The following is a 21,965-nucleotide window of genomic DNA, read 5'->3' on the forward strand; positions in this document are numbered from 1 at the left end:
TTTTCTCTTTGTCTTTTCAGCGCCCCCGTTTTATCCGCTAACAGCAGGCGCGCAAGGCAAAGCGCCATCAAACAAGGTTGCGGCTTGCAACAAGCGGTGGCGGAAACGCGCCGAGAGAGGGCAGATATGCGAACGGTTATCTTCGATCTCGATGGTACTTTGGCGGATACATCCGGTGATCTTCTGGCTGCGGCGAATGCCTGTTTCCGTCAGATGGGACTGGGGGACCTGCTGACCCTGCCACGGGATGCTGCGGTTGCCCTGCGCGGTGGTAAGAGCATGTTGACCACCGGGCTGAAACGCGCCGGGGAGTATCGTGAAGAAACCGTCGAGGAATACTATCCGCGGCTTCTGGAGTATTACCGCGATGCGATTGACCATCACACGGTGTTGTATCCGGGCGCCATGGCGGCGGTGGAGCAGTTGAAAACCGACGGGTTCCGGGTGGGGATCTGCACCAACAAGCCGGAGGCGCTGGCGGAGAAGCTGATGCAGAGTCTGGGCGTACGTGATGCGTTCCACTCTCTGGTCGGGGCGGATACGCTGCCGGTGCGCAAGCCTGACCCGGAGCCGCTGCGGGAGGCTGCCCGGCGGGCCGGGGGTGATCCTGAGCGTACCATTCTGATCGGTGATACGGACACCGACCGCAAGACCTCGGCAGCGGCCGGGGTGGCCTCGGTGCTGGTGACTTTTGGTCCGTCCGGCGACGACCTTGAGGCGCTGCGCCCCGAGGCGCTGTTACAGCGTTTTGAGGATCTTCCGGCACTGGCGGCCCGCTTGCTGCCTCTTTGATGTCGGGCGATGTCGTCATGACATCGTCGCCGTCTTCTCGGGTGGTTCCATGGCAGGGCTTGACCTCCTGTGATCAGGGGCAGACAAAAACACCATGACAGAGATATTCAGCGGTAGCTTTACCCAGCAGGAACCCATCCCCGAAGATGCCATCGAAGCCGCCGTCGCGGTGATGCGCCACGGACGCCTGCATCGCTACAATGTGGTAGCGGATGAGGCAGGCGAGGTAACCCTGCTGGAAGAGGAATTTGCGGCCCAGATGGGCGCGCCCTATGCCCTGGCCGTGGCGTCGGGGGGCTATGCGCTGGCAACCGCCCTGCGCGCGGTCGGGGTGCGGCCCGGCGACAGGGTTCTGACCAATGCCTTCACCCTCGCGCCGGTACCGGGGTCGATTGCCGCTGTTGGCGCACAGCCGGTCTATGTCGGGGTAACCGAAGCGCTGACCCTTGATCTTGAGGATCTTGAGCGTCAGCTGGCGGCGGATGGTCACCCAAAGGTTCTGATGCTGTCGCATATGCGGGGGCATCTTTGCGATATGGATCGGTTGATGGCCATTTGCGATGCTGCGGGTGTCACCGTGATCGAGGACTGCGCCCACACCATGGGGGCGCGGTGGAACGGGGTTCTGTCCGGCCGTCACGGCGCTGTCGGCTGCTATTCCTGCCAGACCTATAAGCACGTGAACTCGGGAGAGGGCGGTCTGATGATCACCTCGGACCCCGAAATCGCGGCCCGCGCCATCATGCTGTCGGGGTCTTATATGCTCTACTCACGGCATCGGGCTGCGCCCGGACCTGAGGTGTTCGAGCGGATCAAATATGAAACCCCCAATATTTCGGGCCGTATGGACAACCTGCGCGCTGCGATCCTGCGCCCGCAGCTGCGGCAACTGGACCAGCAGGTGCAGCGCTGGAACGAACGCTATCAGCAGATCGAGACAGGGCTGCGAGACACGCCTGGCCTGCAGGTCGTTGAACGCCCGCAAGCGGAGTTATATGTCGGCTCCTCCATCCAGTTCCTGCTGCTGGACTGGTCGGCTGACAATGTCCGTGAGGTGCTGCGCCGGTGCAGCGCTCGCGGAGTCGAGCTCAAATGGTTTGGTGCGGCTGAGCCGGTCGCATTCACCTCCCGCTATGACAGCTGGCGCTATGCGGCGGCACCGGCAATGCCCGCAAGTGATCGGGTGCTGCACGGGATCATCGACATGCGGGTGCCATTGACCTTCTCGCTTTCCGACTGTGCGCAGATCGCGCGCATTATCCGGGCTGAGGTGGCGGCGGTGTTCCAGGCCGGAGAGCGCTGACGGGTCGGCTGGCTGCTCGGCTCAGATAGGATCCACGACAGCGCGATTGTTTTTGCCGATCCGTTCCAGAAGCCGCTTTTGTCTGGGCTGTGGCGGGATGGGTCTGGCGCTGGCAGGGCCGTGCTGCGCCGCGCCAACCAGATCCGGAAACAGCTGTTTCAACTCCTGCCGCGCGGCGGGGGAGAGGGCGGCCAGCGACGGTTCGGTGACCAGCAGGCTTTCGCTGGGGGCACCATTGGCGAGAACGATCTCGTGGTTGTCGAACAGCATGTGGAAATAGGCGATGCCCTCCTGCGGTGCCGATACATAGATCCCCGGCAGGGCGGTAAGGCGAATGGCCGGGATCAACACCTCGAATTGGCCAAACATGCGCTGTGCCACGCGTGATCGGATCAGCATCCGATGCTGCCGCGAGACCAGCAGCGGTTTCTTGGGCAGTCCCGGCCCGAGGGCGCCGGCCTCGATCCGCACCGGGCGGAGCCTGGGGTCGTCCCTCATCTCGTTCGCCGAGACACGCCGCCTGCCAATCCAGCGCAGCGGCTTCAGCCCGTCCTCGGTCATGACCATGTCGCCCGGCGTGAGGGTTTCGATGGCGCGGGGACCGTCGGCCGTTTCGATCAGGGTGCCATTGCAGAAGCATACCAAGAGCGAGATATTGTCGACGATCGCGCCGAGACTATCGTCGCTGCCAAGTTCGGTCAGGCGCAGCGTGTAGTCTCCGGGGCTGGTGAAGTTCACATTCAGGCTGGTCTGGGTAAAGCTGCTGGTGGTCGGCAGCACCGACATGGAGGCGATAACGGCTCCGCTCGCATCCAGAATTTCGACGGTAAATCCCTCGGTGCCCGCCTGACTCAGCGAGGCAGTACGCAGGGCGGCGTCCAGCGTCAGGGTGGTCTGGATCGGAGCAGTGACAGTAAAACTCTGCTCCATCACGGTGGTCTGGCCGGATTGACCGTCCATTTCGGCCACGCGATTGGAGGAGCCATTCCCGAGATAGGCGCTCTCGGTATTGCTGGCCTCCAGGTCGGTGCCGCTCCAATTGGCGGAGCCGCTGTCAAATGTTCCGTTGATGATCAGATTTTGCATCGCGCCGGGCCTCTGCCTGCTTTTGGTAAACAGTGCGTTAATCGCAAAGTAAGGCGCCAGTGTGGCAATCGCACCGCCGTGGCGGCGGGTATGTGCAGATTATTTCTGCACCCTGAGGTGTCATCTTATTGACTGAAGGCCAGGGATGTGGCTATTAATGAACAACTGTTCAATAACCGGCGACTTCGGGAGAAAACGATGTTTAACGCAAGCATGACCTTTGATCTGGGCGAAGATGTGAATGCCCTGCGCGACATGGTGCACCGCTGGGCGCAGGAGCGCGTCAAGCCAATGGCGCAGGAGATTGATCAGAAAAACGAATTCCCCGCCGAGCTATGGCAGGAGATGGGTGAGCTGGGATTGCTGGGTATCACCGTGCCTGAGGAATTCGGCGGTGCCGGCATGTCCTATCTGGCCCATACCGTCGCGGTTGAGGAAATCGCCAGGGCCAGCGCCTCGGTGTCGCTGTCTTATGGCGCGCATTCGAATCTCTGCGTCAATCAGATCAAGCTCAACGGCAATGCCGAACAAAAGGCAAAATATCTGCCGCGGCTGATTTCCGGCGAACACGTCGGCGCGCTGGCCATGTCCGAGGCAAGCGCCGGTTCCGATGTTGTCTCGATGAGCCTGCGCGCGGAGAAGCGCAATGATCACTACCGCCTGAACGGCAATAAATACTGGATCACGAACGGTCCCGATGCCGACACGCTGGTGGTCTATGCCAAGACCGACCCCGAAGCGGGATCCAAGGGGATCACAGCCTTCCTGATCGAAAAGGAATTCAAGGGCTTCTCGACCTCGCCGCATTTTGACAAGCTCGGGATGCGCGGCTCCAACACCGCCGAACTGGTGTTCGAAGACGTCGAGGTCCCATTTGAGAATGTGCTGGGTGAAGAAGGGAAGGGCGTGCGCGTCCTGATGTCTGGTCTCGACTATGAGCGCGTCGTTTTGGCGGGCATCGGCACTGGCATCATGGCCGCCTGCATGGATGAGATGATGCCCTACATGAAAGAACGCAAACAATTCGGCCAGCCGATTGGAAACTTCCAGCTGATGCAGGGCAAGATCGCCGACATGTATACCGCGATGAACACCGCGCGGGCTTATGTCTACGAAGTGGCAAAAGCCTGCGACAAGGGGACCGTGACCCGCCAGGATGCCGCCGCCTGCTGTCTTTACGCCTCTGAGGTGGCCATGACGCAGGCGCATCAGGCGGTGCAGGCCTTTGGTGGGGCGGGCTATCTCTCCGACAACCCGGTGGGCCGTATCTTCCGGGATGCCAAGCTGATGGAGATTGGCGCGGGCACCTCGGAGATCCGCCGGATGTTGATCGGCCGCGAGCTGATGGGCCAGATGTAAGCCGACACCGGGGCAGAGGCCCCGGGTGACTGCTGCCTTGCGGCTTGGTGATGCAACACGCCTGCAAGGCGCAAGACAGAGAAAGCGGCGCCCCATAAGGTGCGCCGCCTCTCCCTGAACCACTCGTTCTAATCAGTTACTCGTCAAAGGGATCAGAAACGGTGAACGTAGCCAAACCCAACAGTGACCGGATCAATCTCGGCGGTGCCGATCTTGGTGCCGTTCAGGGTCACATCGGTTTCGATATCCATGTAGCGGACGTTCACCCGCAATGCGCCACGATCCGAGATCTGCCAGTCGGCGCCAAGGTTCAGTGCCAGCCCGACGCTGTCATCAAGCGAAATCACCCCCGCGGGCGAGCTTTCCTCAAAGAAGGTCGTGTAGTTGATACCAACGCCGACAAAGGGTTTGAACTTGGTCTGTGTCGGGAAGTGATAGTTGACCGACAGGGTCGGCGGCAGATGCTTCGTAGTCGCGGTATAGGCGCCGTTCAAAGAAATATCATGTTCGAACGGGCTGGCGGCCAGAAGTTCAATCCCGATGTTGTCGCGGATGAAGTACTCCGCGGTGAAGGTCAGAGCAGTATCGTCGTCAATCGTGGCAGCAGCACCGGCGAGCGTACCATTGTCGGATTTCGGATTGACGTTGGCGATGCCGATGCCAAGGGTCCAATCCCCCTGGGACTGGGCAAGGGCGGGGCCGGCCAGGGCTGCCAGTGCAGCGCTAAGAGTCAGGGCGGAAACCATACGGGTCATTGGGACTATCCCTCTTCTTTCGTGTACGGGGGATCTATGCGCTCATCCGCCGGGTGTTACACTGATCTGGATCAAACCCGCGCGGGCTTTCCCCTTGGGAACGCAGTGAAAAAACGCATGTCGGCCATGCAACCTGCGAGGGGCTGTTAATGACCAAGCAGACGACATATCCCGGGTTGACGGCCGCAGGCGACTGGGCGTTTCCTGCCCGCCTCAACATGGCTGAACAAGCTCTGGACCACCCGGACGATGCGCTTGCGCTGATTGACCTCACAACCGCAGACCGCCGGGATGTGACCTACGGGATGCTGCGCGGACAGGTGGACCTGCTGGCCCGCCACCTGTCGGCGCAGGTCGCCCCCGGAGATCGTGTCGGTGTACTGCTGAGCCAGTCTGTCGGCTGCGCAGTTGCGCATCTGGCGATCTGGAAGATCGGTGCCATCTCGGTGCCGTTGTTCAAGCTGTTCCAGCAGGATGCGCTGGCCTCACGCATCGGCGATGCCGGATTGGACCTTGTGCTGACCGATACGGCTGGGGCCGCCCAGCTGGGTGAGCTGGCACAGCCGCTTCTGGTGGAGGAGGTCCTGACCGAAACCCCGGCGCACAATGGCGATCTGCTGCCCTATGCCGAAACCACCCCGGAGACGCCAGCGGTGTTGATCTACACCTCCGGCACCACAGGCAGCGCCAAGGGGGCATTGCACGGGCACGGGGTTTTGTCGGGCCATCTTCCCGGTGTTGCGATCAGCCATGATCATCTCGGCCAACCTGGCGATTGCCTCTGGACCCCTGCGGACTGGGCCTGGATCGGCGGTCTGTTCGATGTGCTGATGCCGGGTCTGGCGCTGGGCGTCCCTGTTGTCGCCGCACGGTTGGACAAATTTACGCCGGAGGCTTGCGCCGACATCATCCGCCGGGGGGACGTGCGCAACGTCTTCTTCCCGCCGACCGCATTGCGCCTGCTGAAGGCGGCGGGGCAGGGACTCGACGGTCTGCGCTCGGTCGCGTCTGGTGGAGAGCCCCTGGGCGCAGAGATGCTCGCCTGGGGCCAGCGGAGCCTGGGCGTGACCATCAACGAATTCTACGGTCAGACCGAGTGCAATATGACGGTTTCCTCCTGCGCCGCTGATTTCCCGGTCCGTCCGGGCTGTATTGGCAGGACGGTTCCGGGGTGCGTGGTCGAGGTGATCGACGCCGACGGCACCCCCACGCTTGCTGAGGGCGACGTCGCCGTGCGCCGGGGCGCGGCGTCGATGATGCTTGAATACTGGAACCGCCCCGACGCGACGGCTGAAAAATTTCATGGCGACTGGCTGGTCACCGGGGATCGCGGCATCTGGGAGGGTGACTATCTGCGCTTTGTGGGCCGCGAGGATGATGTCATCACCTCCGCCGGCTATCGCATCGGCCCGGCCGAGATCGAGGACTGCCTGATGACCCACCCGGCCGTGGCAACCGTGGGTGTGGTGGGTAAGCCGGACGAGCTGCGCACCGAAATCGTGAAGGCCTATGTGGTGCTGAAACCCGGTCACTCACCATCCGAGAAAGATCTGCAGGACTACGTCAAATCCCGTTTGGCAAAGTATTCTTACCCACGCGAAGTGGAGTTCTTGGATGCCCTACCTATGACTGTGACCGGTAAGGTGATCCGCAAGGAACTGAAGGCGCGGGCAGCGGGGGAGGTGAATTGATAAGGCAACTCGCAATATCGGCTCTTCTGATCGCAGGCGCCGCCGGTGCAGCTGCGCAGAAAGCACCAGAGCAACTCGATGTGCCACTTTGGTTTGACCGTTGTACTGCCCTTTCGAGCACTCACATTGCCAGTGAGATGGATCGTCGGTGTATGTCCACCGCATACGACTATTGCGAATATGGGAGGCTGTATGATGAAAGGCGGCCCTGCATTGAGGAGCTGACCCTCCATATTCGAGGTCGAACTGAGGCGATCGCAGCGGTACTTCCTGAACAGGCATCGTTGTCTGACGCCTTCTTGGAGCAATCGTATCATCAGAGATTGGCAACGCTTATGAACGATGAGTTGGCCCCCAACTGCGCGCAGATGACGAAATTTATGTGTGAAACCCTGAAAGTCGTGTTGCGATGGAGCACGGCTCGCGAATTGGCACGCACTGCCGGTGTAGCAAATGAATTGGATGTGAAATGAAACTCAATTCCAAGGCGATGCCTTCCTCGGAAGGCTTCAAACAGAACCGCGAGGCGCATCTGGACGCGCTCGCGCAGATCAGCGAGGCAGCCGAGGCCGCGCGCATGGGGGGCGGCGAGAAATCCCGCGCCCGGCACGAAAGCCGCGGCAAGATGCTGCCGCGCCGCCGGGTGGCGAACCTCTTGGACCCCGGCTCCCCGTTTTTGGAGATCGGCGCCACTGCGGCGCACGCCATGTATGACGGTGCTGCTCCTGCGGCGGGCGTGATCGCGGGCATCGGTCGGGTTCACGGCCAGGAGGTCATGGTGGTCTGCAACGACGCCACCGTGAAGGGCGGCACCTATTACCCGATGACGGTGAAGAAGCACCTTCGCGCGCAGGAGATTGCCGAGGAAAACCGTTTGCCCTGCATCTACCTGGTCGACTCGGGTGGTGCCAATCTGCCCAACCAGGATGAGGTTTTCCCCGACCGTGACCACTTCGGGCGCATCTTCTACAATCAGGCGCGGATGTCGGCCAAGGGCATCCCGCAGATTGCCGTCGTCATGGGCTCCTGCACTGCGGGCGGTGCCTATGTGCCGGCGATGTCGGATGTCACCATCATCGTGAAGGAGCAGGGCACCATCTTCCTCGCGGGCCCGCCGCTGGTGAAGGCCGCCACGGGCGAGGTGGTCAGCGCCGAGGATCTGGGCGGCGGCGATGTGCACACGCGCCTCTCCGGTGTGGCGGATTACCTCGCCGAGGATGACGCCCATGCGCTGGCACTGGCGCGGCGCGCGGTGCAATCGCTGAATATCACCAAGCCGTTGACAGTGAACTGGGCCAGCCCAGAGGACCCCGCCTACGACCCCGAGGAAATCCTCGGCGTGGTGCCGGGCGATCTGCGCACGCCTTATGACATCCGCGAGGTGATTGCGCGGCTGGTCGATGGCTCGCGCTTTGATGAGTTCAAGCCGCGCTTTGGCGAGACCCTTGTGACCGGCTTTGCCCATGTGAAGGGCTGCCCGGTCGGCATCATCGCCAACAACGGTGTCCTGTTCTCCGAAGCCGCCCAGAAAGGCGCGCATTTCGTGGAGCTGTGCTCCCAGCGCAAGATCCCGCTGGTGTTCCTGCAAAACATCACCGGCTTCATGGTCGGCCGCAAATATGAGAACGAAGGCATTGCCCGCCACGGCGCCAAGATGGTGACAGCGGTTGCCACCACCAATGTGCCGAAGGTTACGATGCTGGTTGGCGGCTCCTTCGGTGCCGGCAATTACGGCATGTCGGGCCGCGCCTATTCCCCGCGTTTTCTGTGGACCTGGCCGAATTCCCGTATCTCGGTGATGGGTGGCGAGCAGGCGGCGGGCGTGCTGGCGACAGTGAAACGCGACGCGATCGAACGTATGGGCGGCAGCTGGAGCACTGAAGACGAGGCCGAGTTCAAACGCCCCACCATCGAGATGTTCGAGGAGCAGAGCCACCCGCTTTACGCCTCGGCGCGGCTTTGGGACGACGGCATCATCGACCCGCGCAAGAGTCGCGACGTGCTGGCCCTGTCGCTGAGTGCCGCCCTGAACGCCCCGATCGAAGAGACCAAATTCGGCGTCTTCCGGATGTAAGCGCCCCGCGTTTCTTCTGGCCCAAAATATCCCCGGGGGTCCGGGGGCAGGCAGCCCCCGGTCCAGAGCTCCAGACAAAGGACCAACCCCATGTTTGACAAGATCCTGATTGCCAACCGCGGCGAAATCGCCTGCCGCGTGATGGAAACCGCCCGCGCCATGGGCGTGAAAACCGTGGCGGTCTATTCCGACGCCGATCGTGGCGCAAAGCATGTCGCCATGGCGGATGAGGCCTGCCACATCGGGCATGGCCCGGCGCCGGCCGACAGCTATCTCCTCGGCGATGAGATCATCGCAATCGCCAGGGCGACCGGTGCGCAGGCCATCCATCCGGGTTATGGGTTTCTTTCGGAGAACCCGGGTTTTGTGGATGCGGTAGAGGCTGCGGGCCTTACCTTCATCGGCCCTTCTGCGGAGGCGATCCGCAAGATGGGTCTGAAAGACGCCGCCAAGGTGCTGATGGAGGCGGCTGGCGTGCCGGTGGTGCCGGGCTATCACGGCGCCAATCAGGATGCCGATTTCCTCAGGGATCAGGCGGATCAGATTGGCTATCCGGTGCTGATCAAGGCAGTTGCCGGTGGCGGCGGCAAGGGGATGCGGCTGGTTGAGAAACCTGCCGATTTCGCCGACGCGCTCAAAAGCGCGCAGGGAGAGGCCACCACCGCCTTTGGCAACCCCGATGTGCTGATCGAGAAATACATCCAGCAGCCGCGCCATATCGAGGTGCAGGTTTTTGGCGACGGCAAAAGTGCCGTGCATCTGTTCGAGCGCGACTGCTCCCTGCAACGCCGCCATCAGAAGGTGATCGAGGAAGCCCCCGCGCCGGGCATGACCGCAGAAATGCGCGCCGCGATGGGCGAGGCTGGCGTGCGCGCGGCCGAAGCCATCGGCTACAAGGGCGCGGGCACGGTTGAGTTCATCGTTGACGGCTCTGACGGGCTGCGCCCTGACGGGTTCTGGTTCATGGAAATGAACACCCGCCTGCAGGTGGAGCATCCAGTGACCGAGCTGATCACCGGCGTTGATCTGGTGGAATGGCAGCTGCGGGTTGCATCGGGCGAGAGCCTGCCTGCCAAACAGGAAGACCTCACCATCACCGGCCATGCGTTTGAGGCACGGCTTTACGCCGAAGACGTGCCCAAGGGCTTCCTGCCCGCAACCGGCACGCTGACGCATCTGTCCTTCCCGGCTGAGGCCCGCGCCGACAGCGGTGTCAGGGCAGGGGATACCATCAGCCCCTGGTATGATCCGATGATCTCGAAGGTGATCGTACATGGTCCCACCCGCGCAATCGCCCTGTCGCGCCTGTCGCAGGCGCTGGCGGCAACCGAGGTCGGCGGCACGGTCACCAACCTTGCCTTCCTTGGCGCGCTGGCGGCGCATGAGGGCTTTGCGGCGGGGAACGTCGACACGGGCCTTATCGCGCGCGATCTGGATCAGCTGGTGCAGGCGCCTGGGGTGACGCCCGAGCAGAAGGCCGCCGCCGGTATGCAGGCCCTTGGCCTCCTCGAGGGCGGCTGGGAGACCGGCTTTACCCTTTGGTCCGATATGCGCCGTTCCGTTCACCTCAGCCATCAGGGTGATGTGTTTGAAGCCACGGTTGAGGTGGATGGACCGGATCGCCAGATCTGGGAGTTCCCCCAGGACCCCGAATCCCAGGTCTGCGCCACCAGGATCGGTGGACATTGGGTGCTGGGCGGTAATCGTCTGCCCTCGATCGCCCAATCGGGCAATACGATCACCGTATTTGATAGCTATGGCCTTGAGTTCGAGGTGATTGACCCCCTGGACCGCGCATCGGCAGCGGGCGGGGATCAGAATGTGATCGAGGCCCCGATGCCCGGTCTGGTCAAGGCGGTTTTTGCCGAAGCAGGCCAGAGCGTCAAAGAAGGTGAACGACTCGCTATCCTTGAGGCGATGAAAATGGAACACTCGCTTCTGGCGGCCCGCGACGGCGTGGTGGCTGAGGTGCTGGCCTCGGCTGGTGATCAGGTCGAAGCGGGGGCCGCGTTGGTCCGCCTGGAGGAGGCGGACAGCTAAACGGCTGGCATGGGCGCGATCTCGGGTCGTGCCCGCGCCCTGCGGCCTGATGGGCCATTTGATTTGTGAATTGAGCTTGGGAGGATGTGCTGTGGGTGAAAGCGTCGAGATTTTCGAAGTCGGACCACGCGATGGTTTGCAGAATGAAAAGCGGGACATACCGTTATCGGAGAAGGTTGCGCTGATCGACCGCCTGACGCAGGCGGGCTTCCGGCGGATCGAAGTGGCGAGCTTTGTCTCGCCCAAATGGGTGCCGCAGATGGCCGGATCGGGCGAGGTGCTCGCCGGGATCAACCGTGGGGCGGATGTGCGCTATGCCGCGCTGACGCCGAATATGCGCGGTTACGAGGATGCCTTGGCCGCCAAAGCGGATGAGATCGCGGTCTTTGCCTCTGCGTCGGAGGGGTTCTCCAAGGCCAATATCAACGCCAGCGTGGCCGAATCCATCGAACGATTCACGCCAATCATCGAGGCCGCGCGCCATATCGACCTGCCGGTGCGCGGATATATCTCCTGTGTGACCGAATGCCCGTTTGACGGGCCAACGGACCCCGACGCTGTTGCGGCGCTGGCGGATCGGCTGTTCTCCATGGGCTGCTATGAGATTTCGCTGGGCGACACCATTGGTCAGGCAACACCGGATTCGATTGCACGCATGTTGCTTGCGGTGCGTGAGCGGGTGCCGGTCAGCCGCTTGGCGGGGCACTATCATGACACGGCGGGGCGGGCGATTGACAACATTGATGCGTCGCTTTCGCTTGGTGTCCGGGTGTTTGACGCGGCCGTCGGCGGCCTGGGCGGTTGCCCCTATGCGCCGGGGGCAGCAGGCAATGTCGCAACCGAGGCGGTGCATGAGCATCTGACGCGGCTTGGCTACGAGACGGGTCTTGACGGTTCTGTGCTACAGGACGCGGCGAAGATGGCCCAGGCAATGCGCAGCGACGACAGCTGATTCACGCCGAAGCGTAAACAACAGCGGACCGAAACCAAAATCGCAGCCCGCCGGCAGTGGGCTGCGACCAGGACAGGCAGGACGACCCCTATGTACACCACACTCACGCTGACCACCGACGATCGGGGTGTTGCGACCCTCATGCTCAACCGCCCCGAGAAGCACAACGCCATGTCAGGCGAAATGCTACAGGAGCTGAAGGCTGCCGCAGCTGCGCTGGCTGCGGACCGGTCGGTGCGCGTTGTCGTGCTCACCGGGGCGGGCAAGAGTTTCTGCGCGGGCGGCGATCTGGGCTGGATGCAGGCACAGATGACTGCGGATGCCGAAACCCGCGCGCGCGAAGCCAGGGTTCTTGCGGAGATGCTGATGGCCATCAATACCCTGCCGCAGCCGGTGATTGGGGCGGTTCAGGGCAATGCCTTTGGCGGCGGTGTCGGCATGGCTTGTGTCTGCGATGTCGCGATTGGGGCCGACCACATCAAGATGGGTCTTACGGAGACACGGCTGGGCCTGATCCCGGCCACGATTGGCCCCTATGTCGTCGCCCGCATGGGCGAGGCGCGGGCGCGGCGTGTCTTTATGTCGGCGCGTCTGTTCGGGGCTGATGAGGCGGTCGATCTCGGGATTCTTGCGCGGACCGTGCCCGCCAGCGAGATGGACGCCGCAATCGAGGCCGAGGTGACCCCCTATCTGAGCTGCGCGCCCGAGGCGGTCGGGGCCGCAAAGGCATTGGTACGTGATCTGGGGCCGAAAATCGACGATGCGGTGATTGATCATACGATTGCCGCATTGGTGGAGCGCTGGGAAGGCCGGGAGGCACCCGAAGGGATTGCCGCGTTTTTCGCCAAGGAAAAACCAAGCTGGCAGCGGTAGCCCCGTTAAAAATGCCTGATTTCTTCGCTTGGGGCGTGCCTTTTGCCGGGTACGCCTTATCCTATGAAAACAATAGGGTTTAAGGCCCATGATGTGGATCTGCCGCGCCCGTTACAGAAGGTTTATCCATTAACGATGCGTTGGTTGACGGTGAGGGGGGAGGGGAGTAGACACTGCCCCAAGTCAACACGCCAATTGACGGCGCGCAGAAATCCGCGCGCACGGAAAGGAGCCACTCGTGGAAGAGATGTTGCGGGAATACCTCCCGATTCTGGTGTTTCTGGCCGTAGCGGTCGGGCTTGGAATTGTTCTTATTTTGGCGGCAGTTGTGCTGGCCGTCCGCAATCCGGACCCTGAAAAGGTCAGCGCCTACGAATGCGGGTTCAACGCATTCGACGACGCACGGATGAAGTTTGATGTCCGGTTCTACCTGGTGTCGATTCTGTTCATTATTTTTGATCTGGAAATTGCGTTTCTGTTTCCCTGGGCCGTCGGCTTCAAGGATATGAGCGATGCGGGCTTCTGGTCGATGATGGTGTTTCTCGCTGTGCTGACCATCGGTTTTGCCTATGAGTGGAAGAAGGGGGCCCTGGAATGGGAGTGATGACCGGAGCCAATACGGCTGGCGTCGACAAGGAAGTTGTCACCCAGGCCCTGAATGCCGAACTGCAGGACAAGGGGTTTTTGCTGACCTCGGCAGAGGATATCATCAACTGGGCGCGCACCGGCTCGCTGCACTGGATGACCTTTGGTCTGGCCTGCTGCGCGGTTGAGATGATGCACACCTCGATGCCGCGCTACGATGCCGAGCGTTTCGGTATCGCGCCGCGTGCCTCTCCGCGCCAGTCGGATGTGATGATCGTCGCGGGGACGCTGACCAACAAGATGGCGCCCGCCCTGCGCAAGGTCTACGACCAGATGCCCGAGCCGCGTTATGTGATCTCGATGGGGTCCTGCGCCAATGGCGGCGGCTATTACCACTACAGCTATTCCGTGGTGCGCGGATGTGACCGGATCGTGCCTGTGGATGTCTATGTGCCCGGTTGCCCGCCGACGGCAGAGGCGCTGCTGTATGGTCTGATGCAATTGCAGCGCAAAATTCGCCGCACCGGCACGCTTGTGCGTTAAGTGGCTTTGGTTGGAGAGACAAATATGACTGAAGCTCTGAAAGAACTCGGCACCCAGATCGCTGCCAAACGTCCTGATTGTGTCATCGACTGGGATGTCAGCTTTGATGAGCTGAATGTCGATGTTGCCCCGTCGAACCTTGCGGGGTTTGTCGAATTTCTGAAAGCCGATGCGACCTGCAAGTTCTCGTCGCTTGTCGATATCACGGCCGTTGACTACCCGGACCGCGCCAAGCGGTTCGACGTGGTCTACCACTTTCTGTCGATGTATCAGAACCAGCGGATCCGCCTGCGCGTGTCGATCCGCGAGGATGAGATGCTGCCGTCGATCGTGACGATCCATCCCTCGGCCAACTGGTTTGAGCGGGAGGTGTTCGACATGTTCGGCATCCTGTTCACCGGCCACCCGGATCTGCGCCGCATTCTGACCGACTATGGTTTCCGTGGCTATCCGCTGCGCAAGGATTTCCCGACCACCGGCTATACAGAGGTTCGCTACGACGAGGCGCAGAAACGCGTTGTCTATGAACCGGTCAGCCTGGTTCAGGAGTACCGCCAGTTTGACTTCATGAGCCCGTGGGAGGGTGCCGAATACATCCTGCCCGGCGACGAGAAAGAGGGGGCGAAGTAATGGACGGCTCCAAAATGGATGACGCCCTGACCGGCGAACAGAAGATCCGTAACTTCAACATCAACTTCGGACCGCAACACCCTGCGGCACACGGCGTTCTGCGTCTGGTGCTGGAGCTGGACGGCGAAATCGTTGAGCGCTGCGACCCGCATATCGGCCTGTTGCACCGCGGCACCGAAAAGCTGATGGAGAGCCGGACGTACCTGCAGAACCTGCCGTATTTCGACCGCCTCGACTATGTGGCGCCGATGAACCAGGAACATGCTTGGTGTCTGGCCATCGAAAAGCTGACCGGCGTGGAAGTGCCGCGTCGCGCGTCGCTGATCCGCGTTCTCTATTCCGAGATCGGCCGGATCCTCAATCACCTGCTGAACGTGACGACGCAGGCGATGGACGTTGGCGCTCTGACCCCGCCGCTGTGGGGCTTTGAAGAGCGCGAGAAGCTGATGATCTTCTACGAGCGGGCCTGTGGTGCGCGCCTGCACGCGGCGTATTTCCGCCCCGGTGGTGTGCATCAGGATCTGCCCGACGCGCTGATCGACGATATCGAAGCCTGGACCCATAGCTTCCCATCCGTTCTGGATGACATCGACGGGCTGCTGACCGAGAACCGCATCTTTAAACAGCGGAATGCCGATATCGGTGTCGTGACCGAGGAAGATATTCTCAACTACGGGTTCTCCGGGGTGATGGTACGCGGCTCCGGCCTTGCCTGGGACCTGCGCCGTGCGCAGCCCTATGAGTGCTATGACGAATTCGATTTCCAGATCCCGGTTGGCAAGAACGGCGACTGCTACGACCGCTACCTTGTCCGTATGGAAGAGATGCGCCAGTCGCTGTCGATCATTCGCCAGTGTATCGGCAAACTGCGCGAGACCCCCGGTGATATTCTGGCCCGTGGCAAGCTGACCCCGCCCAAACGGGGCGATATGAAAACTTCGATGGAGAGCCTGATCCATCACTTCAAGCTCTATACCGAGGGGTTCCACGTGCCCGCCGGCGAGGTCTACGCCGCTGTTGAGGCACCCAAGGGCGAATTTGGCGTCTATCTGGTTGCAGATGGCACCAACAAACCTTATCGCGCCAAGCTGCGTGCGCCGGGCTTCCTGCATCTGCAGGCCATGGATTATGTGGCCAAGGGCCACCAACTCGCCGACGTCGCGGCCATCATTGGCACCATGGACGTCGTATTTGGAGAGATTGACCGCTAATGCTTCGTCGTCTGCATTCCGAACAACCCGATAGTTTTGCCTTCACGCCCGAGAACCAGACATGGGCCGAAGCGCAGATCACCAAATTCCCTGATGGCCGTCAGGCCAGTGCGATCATTCCGCTGCTGTGGCGTGCGCAGGAGCAGGAAGGCTGGCTGACGAAGCCTGCAATCGAATATGTCGCGGACATGCTGGGCATGGCCTATATACGTGCGCTTGAGGTTGCGTCCTTCTACTTCATGTTCCAGCTGCAACCCACTGGATCGGTTGCACATGTTCAGATCTGCGGGACCACGTCCTGCATGATCTGCGGTGCAGAGGATCTGATTGCCGTCTGTCAGGAAAAGATCGCGAACAAGCCTTTTACCCTGTCGGCGGATGGTAAGTTTACCTGGGAAGAGGTCGAGTGCCTTGGTGCCTGCACCAACGCCCCGATGGCCCAGATCGGCAAGGATTATTACGAAGATCTGACCGCAGAAGGCTTTGCCAAGCTGCTGGATGATCTGGCTGCCGGTCAGGTGCCGCTGCCGGGCCCGCAAAACGGGCGCTACGCGGCCGAGCCGAAATCGGGGCTGACCTCGCTGACAGAATATGAAAGCGGCAAGACGCAGTATAATGCGTCGGTCCAGCTGGCGGCGGATATTGGCGATACAGTCAAGCGTATCGACGGCACCGAAGTGCCGATCCTGACGCCATGGATTGGCAAGGACGGCAAGGTTGCCGGTCGCGACAGTGCCGACACCCCGCCGCCCGCGCCGAAAACACCGCTTCCGGCAGTGAAACAGGCCGAGGTTGCCAAGGCAAAGAGCGACGCACCAAAGAAGGCCGCTCCGAAAAAAGCTGCTGTCAGCGAACCGGCATCGCCAGAGGGCGCCGCCGCAGAAGCCGGAGCCGCTGTTGAACAGAAGCCGGAAACCCTGACCGCAGCGCGTGATGGTAAGGCCGATGATCTGAAGATGCTGAAAGGTGTCGGTCCCAAGTTGGAGCAGACCCTGAATGATCTGGGGTTCTACCACTTTGACCAGATCGCCGCCTGGACGGATGAGCAGATCGCATGGGTCGATAGCCGGTTGAAGTTCAAGGGGCGCATCGTCCGCGACGGCTGGATCGAACAGTCCCGGCAATTGGCGGCTGGCGAGGAAACCGAATTCGCCAAGAAGGCCAAGGCCGACGACCGCTACAAAAAAGACTGACACCACGATAACCGCGCCTGTCCTACGGGGCAGGGGCCAATATTCAGGACCACATGAGCGTAGAGCGCGACAAAGCACTGGCAGCAAAGGGACGGCACATCGCATTGGTGATTGCCGCAACCATGCTTGGCTGGCTGGCAATGTCGTTGTTCATCGGCCCCGCGCTGGGGCTCGCCGGGCGCTACGCTCTGCTGTTTGATTTCGCAGCCCTTGCAGGCTTCATCTATGCAGCGGTCAACATTTTTCAACTCTGGCGGATGCGCCAGGACAGCCAAAGGTAGGCAGACATGCTGAAGGACCAGGACCGGATCTTTACCAACCTTTACGGGATGCATGAGCGCACATTGGCAGGCGCAAAACAGCGGGGCCATTGGGATGGCACTGCGGGCATCATCGAAAAAGGGCGGGACTGGATCATCCAGAACATGAAGGATTCCGGCCTGCGCGGACGCGGTGGTGCGGGCTTCCCGACCGGCCTCAAATGGTCCTTCATGCCGAAAGAGAGCGATGGTCGTCCCTCCTATCTGGTCATCAACGCCGATGAATCGGAGCCGGGCACCTGCAAAGACCGCGAGATCATGCGCCATGATCCGCACACGCTGATCGAGGGCGCGCTGATCGCCTCCTTCGCGATGAATGCGCATACCTGCTACATCTATCTGCGCGGCGAATACATCCGCGAGCGCGAGGCGCTGCAGGCCGCCATCGACGAATGCTATGACCAAGGTCTTCTGGGGCGCAATGCAGCCGGATCCGGCTGGGACTTTGACGTCTTCCTGCACCATGGTGCAGGGGCCTATATCTGCGGCGAAGAAACTGCGCTGATCGAAAGCCTTGAGGGCAAGAAGGGCATGCCGCGTATGAAGCCGCCGTTCCCGGCTGGTGCTGGCCTTTATGGCTGCCCGACCACGGTGAACAACGTGGAGTCTATCGCCGTGGTGCCGACCATTCTGCGTCGCGGACCCGATTGGTTTGCAGGCTTTGGCCGTCAGAACAACGCCGGCACCAAGCTGTTTGCGATCTCCGGTCACGTCAACAATCCCTGTGTGGTTGAAGAGGCGATGAGCATCTCCTTTGAGGAGCTGATCGAGAAGCATTGCGGCGGTATTCGCGGCGGCTGGGACAATCTTCTGGCTGTCATTCCCGGCGGCTCTTCGGTTCCTTGTGTGCGCGGCGAGAAGATGAAAGACGCCATCATGGACTTTGACTATCTGCGCGGCGAACTGGGCTCCGGCCTTGGCACAGCGGCGGTCATCGTGATGGACAAGCAGACCGATATCATCAAGGCGATCTGGCGCCTGTCGAAGTTCTACAAGCACGAAAGCTGCGGTCAGTGTACGCCCTGCCGTGAAGGCACCGGCTGGATGATGCGCGTGATGGATCGTCTGGTGAAGGGCGAGGCCGAGCTGGAAGAGATCGACATGCTTTGGGATGTGACCAAGCAGGTCGAAGGCCACACCATTTGCGCGCTCGGCGACGCCGCAGCCTGGCCGATCCAGGGCCTGATCCGCAATTTCCGCGAGGAAATCGAAGACCGTATCAAGGCACAGAAGTCCGGGCGCATGGGCGCCATGGCAGCCGAATAGGGTCGGGGGGGTAGCGGATGATCACGGGTGTGACCAAAACCATGGCTGTGCTGGCCGTCTGCGGCGGGGTGCTGGCGGGGTGTGACGGTATCGTCAACAATCGCCCGACCTACGCGGGCGTGCCCTTCTCGGCGAAGTCCAAAGCGGTCAACAAGAAAGAGACGCTGGCGGTGTTTACCACTACGGTATCCAAAGCCTCTCGCTCGCTGGAAGGCGCGCGGCTGGCCGCTCAACACGAGAGCACCCGTTACTGCATCGAAAACTTCGGCACGTCGCGCATTGCCTGGCAGGTCAACCCGCTTGATGCGGATATTGCCGTGCCGCTGGATGGCGATACGGCCGTCTATGGTGGAACCTGCACCCCGTGATCGCAGGCCGGGCATATCCCATGGCCGCGCCATCTGCGCCCGCGCCGGTGTTATTGCATAACGCCGTCGCCTGCGCGTGTTCTGGTCGCTCCCTCACCAAGGAGTGTTCACCAATGCGAATCCTGATTGCGACCTGTGCCGCCTGCCTGATGCTACTGCCGTCGATGGGCGCGGCAAAGCCGTCCTTGCGCGATGTGCAAGAGATCGAAGACCCGCTGTTCGCGGTCGCTCTGGCCAAGGAAGTGGCCGACCACTGTGATGCGATTACCGCGCGTTACTTCAAGGGTCTGACCGAACTGCGGCGCCTGCGGGCACGTGCCAATGCTCTTGGCTACACGGATACGGAAATCCGCGCCTACATCGGCTCGGACGAGGAAAAAGCCCGGATGCGGGCCAAGGGAGAACGCTTCCTGGCGCAAAACGGGGTCTCATATGAGAAAACGGAAACATTCTGTACGTTTGGTCGTGCGGAAATCAAGAAAAACAGCGCGATCGGCGTTTTACTGAGGGCGAAATAGACCATGTCTGACCTCCGCAAGATCAACATTGACGGAACCGAGATTGAGGTGGATGGGGCGATGACCCTGATCCAGGCCTGTGAAGAGGCCGGGGTGGAAATTCCCCGCTTCTGCTACCATGAGCGGCTGTCGATTGCCGGCAATTGCCGGATGTGCCTGGTTGAGGTTGTCGGCGGCCCGCCGAAACCTGCCGCCTCTTGCGCCATGCAGGTCCGCGACCTGCGTCCCGGTCCCGAAGGCCAGGCGCCGCAGGTGAAGACCAATTCGCCGATGGTCAAGAAGGCCCGTGAGGGCGTGATGGAGTTCCTGCTGATCAACCACCCGCTGGATTGCCCGATCTGCGATCAGGGTGGCGAATGTGATCTTCAGGATCAGGCGATGGCTTATGGCGTCGATTTCTCGCGCTTCCGCGAAGCAAAGCGCGCCGTCGACGATCTCGATCTCGGCCCGCTCGTTGGCACCGCAATGACCCGCTGCATTTCCTGCACGCGCTGCGTTCGTTTCACCACCGAAGTCGCAGGCATTACCCAGATGGGCCAGACCGGTCGTGGTGAGGATAGCGAGATTACCTCCTATCTGAACGAGACGCTGGATTCGAACCTTCAGGGCAACATCATCGACCTGTGCCCGGTTGGGGCGCTGACCTCGAAACCCTATGCCTTCACGGCCCGCCCGTGGGAGTTGACCAAAACCGAAACCATCGACGTGATGGACGCGCTGGGGTCGAACATCCGTGTCGACACCAAAGGCCGCGAAGTGATGCGCATCCTGCCGCGCAACCATGACGGCGTGAATGAGGAATGGATCAGCGACAAGACCCGGTTCGTCTGGGACGGGCTGCGTCGCCAGCGTCTGGATCGCCCCTATGTGCGTGTTGACGGCAAGCTGAAGCCCGCGACCTGGCCGGAGGCCCTGGAGGCAGCGGCCGCCGCAATGAAGGGCAAGAAGATTGCCGGCCTGATCGGTGATCTGGTCCCGGTTGAGGCGGCTTTTGCGCTGAAACAGCTGGTGGAAGGGCAGGGTGGCAAGGTTGAGTGCCGGACGGACAAGTCCCGTCTGCCGATCGGCAACCGCGCGGCCTATGTCGGCACCGCCACCATCGAAGATATCGACAGCGCCAAGGCGATCATGCTGATTGGCACCGATCCTCGCAATGAGGCGCCGGTTCTGAACGCCCGCCTGCGCAAGGCCTGGATCAACGGCGCCAATATCGGCCTGATCGGCCAGCCGGTCGATCTGACCTATGACTACGCCCACCTCGGCACCGACCGCGCAGCGCTCGAGACACTGCTCAACGGCGAAACCGAAGGCGCGATTGGCAAGGATACGTTGGTTATCGTCGGCCAGGGTGCCCTGCGTGAGGCCGATGGTCTGGCGGTACTGGCCCATGCGCAGAAATACGCGGCCATGACCGAGAGCAAACTGCTGGTGCTGCACACCGCTGCCGGCCGTGTTGGTGCGATGGATGTGAATGCGGTCACCGAGGGTGGTCTTGAGGCGGCCATCGACGGCGCAGAGGTGATCTACAACCTCGGCGCTGATGAGGTCGAAATTGATGCAGGCGCCTTTGTGATCTACCAGGGCTCGCACGGCGATCGTGGTGCCCATCGCGCCGACGTCATCCTGCCCGGTGCTGCCTATACCGAAGAAAACGGTCTGTTCGTGAACACCGAAGGTCGTCCGCAGCTGGCCATGCGCGCAAGCTTTGCCCCCGGTGAGGCCAAGGAAAACTGGGCGATCCTGCGGGCGCTCAGCGCGGAGCTGGATGCCAAGCTGCCCTATGACTCGCTGGCGCAACTGCGCAGTGGGCTGGTGGCAGAGGTGCCGCATCTGGCGCGCATTGACGAAGTGGCGGCAAATGACGGCCCGGCGCTTGAGGTTGAGGCCATGGGCAAGGCGGCATTCCTGCCTGCGGTCAAGGACTTCTACCTGACCAACCCGATTGCGCGGTCGTCGCAGCTGATGGCGGAACTCTCCGCCAACGCAAAGGCGCGTAGCGCCGAGAAGATCGCGGCGGAGTGATCCGTGCGGGCATCATATCGCCTCTGCTGCTGGCAGCCTGCGCGCAGGCTCTGCAGACGTCTCAGGCGCCGTTCACCCCCGACTACAAAGGGGTAGAGACACGGCTACTGGATGGAGATCTGGTGCAATTCCACGTGGCCATGACCGGCGCCCGCAATGGTGCCGATCTGGACAACTATGCGGAATGCGCGGCGGCGCAATATGCGCTGATCCGCGGTTATGGATTTGCACGTCATGTGCGCACAAAAATGAAACAAGAGGGTGGCAATCAGACGGCAGATGCTGTCTACACCATCTCGCCTTCCCTCCCGCGCGGACTGCGCACCATCGACGCCGAAGTCGTGGTCGCGGATTGCGAGGCTAACGGAATACCCACGGTGTGAG

Annotated in this window: 22 protein-coding genes; 20 read left to right on the forward strand and 2 right to left on the reverse strand. The window is 61.5% G+C overall.

Annotated features, from left to right (window positions below):
* Window positions 1-126 precede the first annotated feature (126 nt).
* Both VWY75_RS06100 and VWY75_RS06105 read left to right on the forward strand, forming a co-directional pair.
* Window positions 127-792, forward strand: coding sequence for an HAD-IA family hydrolase (locus VWY75_RS06100; RefSeq protein WP_340545104.1), 666 nt, complete (start codon window positions 127-129; stop codon window positions 790-792).
* Window positions 793-886: 94 nt separating this feature from the next.
* The gene (locus VWY75_RS06105) at window positions 887-2,095 is read left to right on the forward strand and encodes a DegT/DnrJ/EryC1/StrS family aminotransferase (RefSeq protein WP_416539234.1); all 1,209 of its coding nucleotides are present in this window, start codon (window positions 887-889) and stop codon (window positions 2,093-2,095) included.
* Between the two features lie 21 nt (window positions 2,096-2,116).
* Here the strand turns inward: VWY75_RS06105 and VWY75_RS06110 are convergent, their stop codons facing one another.
* A complete protein-coding gene (locus VWY75_RS06110; RefSeq protein WP_340545106.1) occupies window positions 2,117-3,181 on the reverse strand; it encodes a Hint domain-containing protein in 1,065 nt (354 codons plus the stop codon).
* Between the two features lie 198 nt (window positions 3,182-3,379).
* Here VWY75_RS06110 and VWY75_RS06115 point away from each other — a divergent pair, with 198 nt between their 5' ends.
* Window positions 3,380-4,540: an isovaleryl-CoA dehydrogenase gene (locus VWY75_RS06115; protein ID WP_416539235.1), complete on the forward strand. Its 1,161-nt coding sequence runs from the start codon at window positions 3,380-3,382 to the stop codon at window positions 4,538-4,540.
* A 152-nt stretch (window positions 4,541-4,692) separates the two neighbouring features.
* Here the strand turns inward: VWY75_RS06115 and VWY75_RS06120 are convergent, their stop codons facing one another.
* Complete coding sequence (locus VWY75_RS06120; protein WP_416539236.1) at window positions 4,693-5,295, reverse strand: OmpW/AlkL family protein; 603 nt, start codon at window positions 5,293-5,295, stop codon at window positions 4,693-4,695.
* A 149-nt stretch (window positions 5,296-5,444) separates the two neighbouring features.
* On the opposite strand from VWY75_RS06120, the gene VWY75_RS06125 reads away from it, so the two are divergent.
* From VWY75_RS06125 to VWY75_RS06205, 17 genes are all read left to right on the forward strand, one after another.
* Window positions 5,445-6,986 (forward strand): AMP-binding protein, encoded by a 1,542-nt coding sequence (locus tag VWY75_RS06125; RefSeq protein WP_416539237.1) that lies wholly within the window; start codon window positions 5,445-5,447, stop codon window positions 6,984-6,986.
* A 152-nt stretch (window positions 6,987-7,138) separates the two neighbouring features.
* Window positions 7,139-7,459, forward strand: coding sequence for a hypothetical protein (locus VWY75_RS06130; RefSeq protein ID WP_340545110.1), 321 nt, complete (start codon window positions 7,139-7,141; stop codon window positions 7,457-7,459).
* Window positions 7,456-9,060 (forward strand): carboxyl transferase domain-containing protein, encoded by a 1,605-nt coding sequence (locus VWY75_RS06135; protein WP_416539238.1) that lies wholly within the window; start codon window positions 7,456-7,458, stop codon window positions 9,058-9,060. The genes VWY75_RS06130 and VWY75_RS06135 overlap by 4 nt, the downstream gene beginning before the upstream one ends.
* Before the next feature lie 90 nt (window positions 9,061-9,150).
* Window positions 9,151-11,100, forward strand: coding sequence for an acetyl/propionyl/methylcrotonyl-CoA carboxylase subunit alpha (locus VWY75_RS06140; RefSeq protein WP_340545112.1), 1,950 nt, complete (start codon window positions 9,151-9,153; stop codon window positions 11,098-11,100).
* 91 nt (window positions 11,101-11,191) lie between these two features.
* Window positions 11,192-12,052 carry a hydroxymethylglutaryl-CoA lyase gene (locus VWY75_RS06145; RefSeq protein WP_416537798.1) on the forward strand — a complete coding sequence of 287 codons (861 nt, stop codon included), beginning with the start codon at window positions 11,192-11,194 and terminating at the stop codon, window positions 12,050-12,052.
* A gap of 90 nt (window positions 12,053-12,142) precedes the next feature.
* Window positions 12,143-12,925: a crotonase/enoyl-CoA hydratase family protein gene (locus tag VWY75_RS06150; RefSeq protein ID WP_416535937.1), complete on the forward strand. Its 783-nt coding sequence runs from the start codon at window positions 12,143-12,145 to the stop codon at window positions 12,923-12,925.
* A gap of 238 nt (window positions 12,926-13,163) precedes the next feature.
* Window positions 13,164-13,529: an NADH-quinone oxidoreductase subunit A gene (locus tag VWY75_RS06155; protein WP_014874151.1), complete on the forward strand. Its 366-nt coding sequence runs from the start codon at window positions 13,164-13,166 to the stop codon at window positions 13,527-13,529.
* Window positions 13,520-14,053, forward strand: a complete 534-nt coding sequence (locus VWY75_RS06160) for a NuoB/complex I 20 kDa subunit family protein (RefSeq protein ID WP_082996117.1) — start codon at window positions 13,520-13,522, stop codon at window positions 14,051-14,053. Before VWY75_RS06155 ends, VWY75_RS06160 begins: the two co-directional genes overlap by 10 nt.
* Before the next feature lie 24 nt (window positions 14,054-14,077).
* Window positions 14,078-14,683, forward strand: a complete 606-nt coding sequence (locus VWY75_RS06165; protein ID WP_340545115.1) for an NADH-quinone oxidoreductase subunit C — start codon at window positions 14,078-14,080, stop codon at window positions 14,681-14,683.
* Complete coding sequence (locus VWY75_RS06170) at window positions 14,683-15,894, forward strand: NADH-quinone oxidoreductase subunit D (RefSeq protein ID WP_260084618.1); 1,212 nt, start codon at window positions 14,683-14,685, stop codon at window positions 15,892-15,894. The genes VWY75_RS06165 and VWY75_RS06170 overlap by 1 nt, the downstream gene beginning before the upstream one ends.
* Window positions 15,894-17,087, forward strand: coding sequence for an NADH-quinone oxidoreductase subunit E (locus VWY75_RS06175; protein ID WP_416537797.1), 1,194 nt, complete (start codon window positions 15,894-15,896; stop codon window positions 17,085-17,087). Before VWY75_RS06170 ends, VWY75_RS06175 begins: the two co-directional genes overlap by 1 nt.
* A gap of 53 nt (window positions 17,088-17,140) precedes the next feature.
* Window positions 17,141-17,368 carry a DUF5337 domain-containing protein gene (locus VWY75_RS06180; RefSeq protein WP_340545117.1) on the forward strand — a complete coding sequence of 76 codons (228 nt, stop codon included), beginning with the start codon at window positions 17,141-17,143 and terminating at the stop codon, window positions 17,366-17,368.
* 6 nt (window positions 17,369-17,374) lie between these two features.
* The gene (gene nuoF / locus VWY75_RS06185) at window positions 17,375-18,673 is read left to right on the forward strand and encodes an NADH-quinone oxidoreductase subunit NuoF (protein ID WP_040172812.1); all 1,299 of its coding nucleotides are present in this window, start codon (window positions 17,375-17,377) and stop codon (window positions 18,671-18,673) included.
* A gap of 29 nt (window positions 18,674-18,702) precedes the next feature.
* The gene (locus VWY75_RS06190) at window positions 18,703-19,041 is read left to right on the forward strand and encodes a hypothetical protein (RefSeq protein ID WP_416541663.1); all 339 of its coding nucleotides are present in this window, start codon (window positions 18,703-18,705) and stop codon (window positions 19,039-19,041) included.
* A 113-nt stretch (window positions 19,042-19,154) separates the two neighbouring features.
* Window positions 19,155-19,559, forward strand: coding sequence for a DUF5333 domain-containing protein (locus VWY75_RS06195; protein WP_340546294.1), 405 nt, complete (start codon window positions 19,155-19,157; stop codon window positions 19,557-19,559).
* Between the two features lie 3 nt (window positions 19,560-19,562).
* Window positions 19,563-21,581: an NADH-quinone oxidoreductase subunit NuoG gene (nuoG, locus tag VWY75_RS06200; RefSeq protein WP_416537795.1), complete on the forward strand. Its 2,019-nt coding sequence runs from the start codon at window positions 19,563-19,565 to the stop codon at window positions 21,579-21,581.
* Complete coding sequence (locus tag VWY75_RS06205; RefSeq protein ID WP_416537794.1) at window positions 21,578-21,964, forward strand: hypothetical protein; 387 nt, start codon at window positions 21,578-21,580, stop codon at window positions 21,962-21,964. The genes nuoG and VWY75_RS06205 overlap by 4 nt, the downstream gene beginning before the upstream one ends.
* Window position 21,965: the final 1 nt, after the last annotated feature.

The sequence above is a fragment of the Phaeobacter sp. JH20_08 genome (assembly GCF_048056635.1).
Classification (GTDB): Bacteria; Pseudomonadota; Alphaproteobacteria; order Rhodobacterales; family Rhodobacteraceae; genus Phaeobacter; species Phaeobacter bryozoorum.

Bases quoted from the DNA above. Each gene is read 5' to 3' on its own strand.
- VWY75_RS06100 (WP_340545104.1), top strand. From the start codon at position 127: ATGCGAACGGTTATCTTCGATCTCGATGGTACTTTGGCGGATACATCC.
- VWY75_RS06105 (WP_416539234.1), top strand. From the start codon at position 887: ATGACAGAGATATTCAGCGGTAGCTTTACCCAGCAGGAACCCATCCCC.
- VWY75_RS06110 (WP_340545106.1), bottom strand. From the start codon at position 3,181: ATGCAAAATCTGATCATCAACGGAACATTTGACAGCGGCTCCGCCAAT.
- VWY75_RS06115 (WP_416539235.1), top strand. From the start codon at position 3,380: ATGTTTAACGCAAGCATGACCTTTGATCTGGGCGAAGATGTGAATGCC.
- VWY75_RS06120 (WP_416539236.1), bottom strand. From the start codon at position 5,295: ATGACCCGTATGGTTTCCGCCCTGACTCTTAGCGCTGCACTGGCAGCC.
- VWY75_RS06125 (WP_416539237.1), top strand. From the start codon at position 5,445: ATGACCAAGCAGACGACATATCCCGGGTTGACGGCCGCAGGCGACTGG.
- VWY75_RS06130 (WP_340545110.1), top strand. From the start codon at position 7,139: ATGTCCACCGCATACGACTATTGCGAATATGGGAGGCTGTATGATGAA.
- VWY75_RS06135 (WP_416539238.1), top strand. From the start codon at position 7,456: ATGAAACTCAATTCCAAGGCGATGCCTTCCTCGGAAGGCTTCAAACAG.
- VWY75_RS06140 (WP_340545112.1), top strand. From the start codon at position 9,151: ATGTTTGACAAGATCCTGATTGCCAACCGCGGCGAAATCGCCTGCCGC.
- VWY75_RS06150 (WP_416535937.1), top strand. From the start codon at position 12,143: ATGTACACCACACTCACGCTGACCACCGACGATCGGGGTGTTGCGACC.
- VWY75_RS06160 (WP_082996117.1), top strand. From the start codon at position 13,520: ATGGGAGTGATGACCGGAGCCAATACGGCTGGCGTCGACAAGGAAGTT.
- VWY75_RS06165 (WP_340545115.1), top strand. From the start codon at position 14,078: ATGACTGAAGCTCTGAAAGAACTCGGCACCCAGATCGCTGCCAAACGT.
- VWY75_RS06170 (WP_260084618.1), top strand. From the start codon at position 14,683: ATGGACGGCTCCAAAATGGATGACGCCCTGACCGGCGAACAGAAGATC.
- VWY75_RS06175 (WP_416537797.1), top strand. From the start codon at position 15,894: ATGCTTCGTCGTCTGCATTCCGAACAACCCGATAGTTTTGCCTTCACG.
- VWY75_RS06180 (WP_340545117.1), top strand. From the start codon at position 17,141: ATGAGCGTAGAGCGCGACAAAGCACTGGCAGCAAAGGGACGGCACATC.
- nuoF (WP_040172812.1), top strand. From the start codon at position 17,375: ATGCTGAAGGACCAGGACCGGATCTTTACCAACCTTTACGGGATGCAT.
- VWY75_RS06195 (WP_340546294.1), top strand. From the start codon at position 19,155: ATGCGAATCCTGATTGCGACCTGTGCCGCCTGCCTGATGCTACTGCCG.
- nuoG (WP_416537795.1), top strand. From the start codon at position 19,563: ATGTCTGACCTCCGCAAGATCAACATTGACGGAACCGAGATTGAGGTG.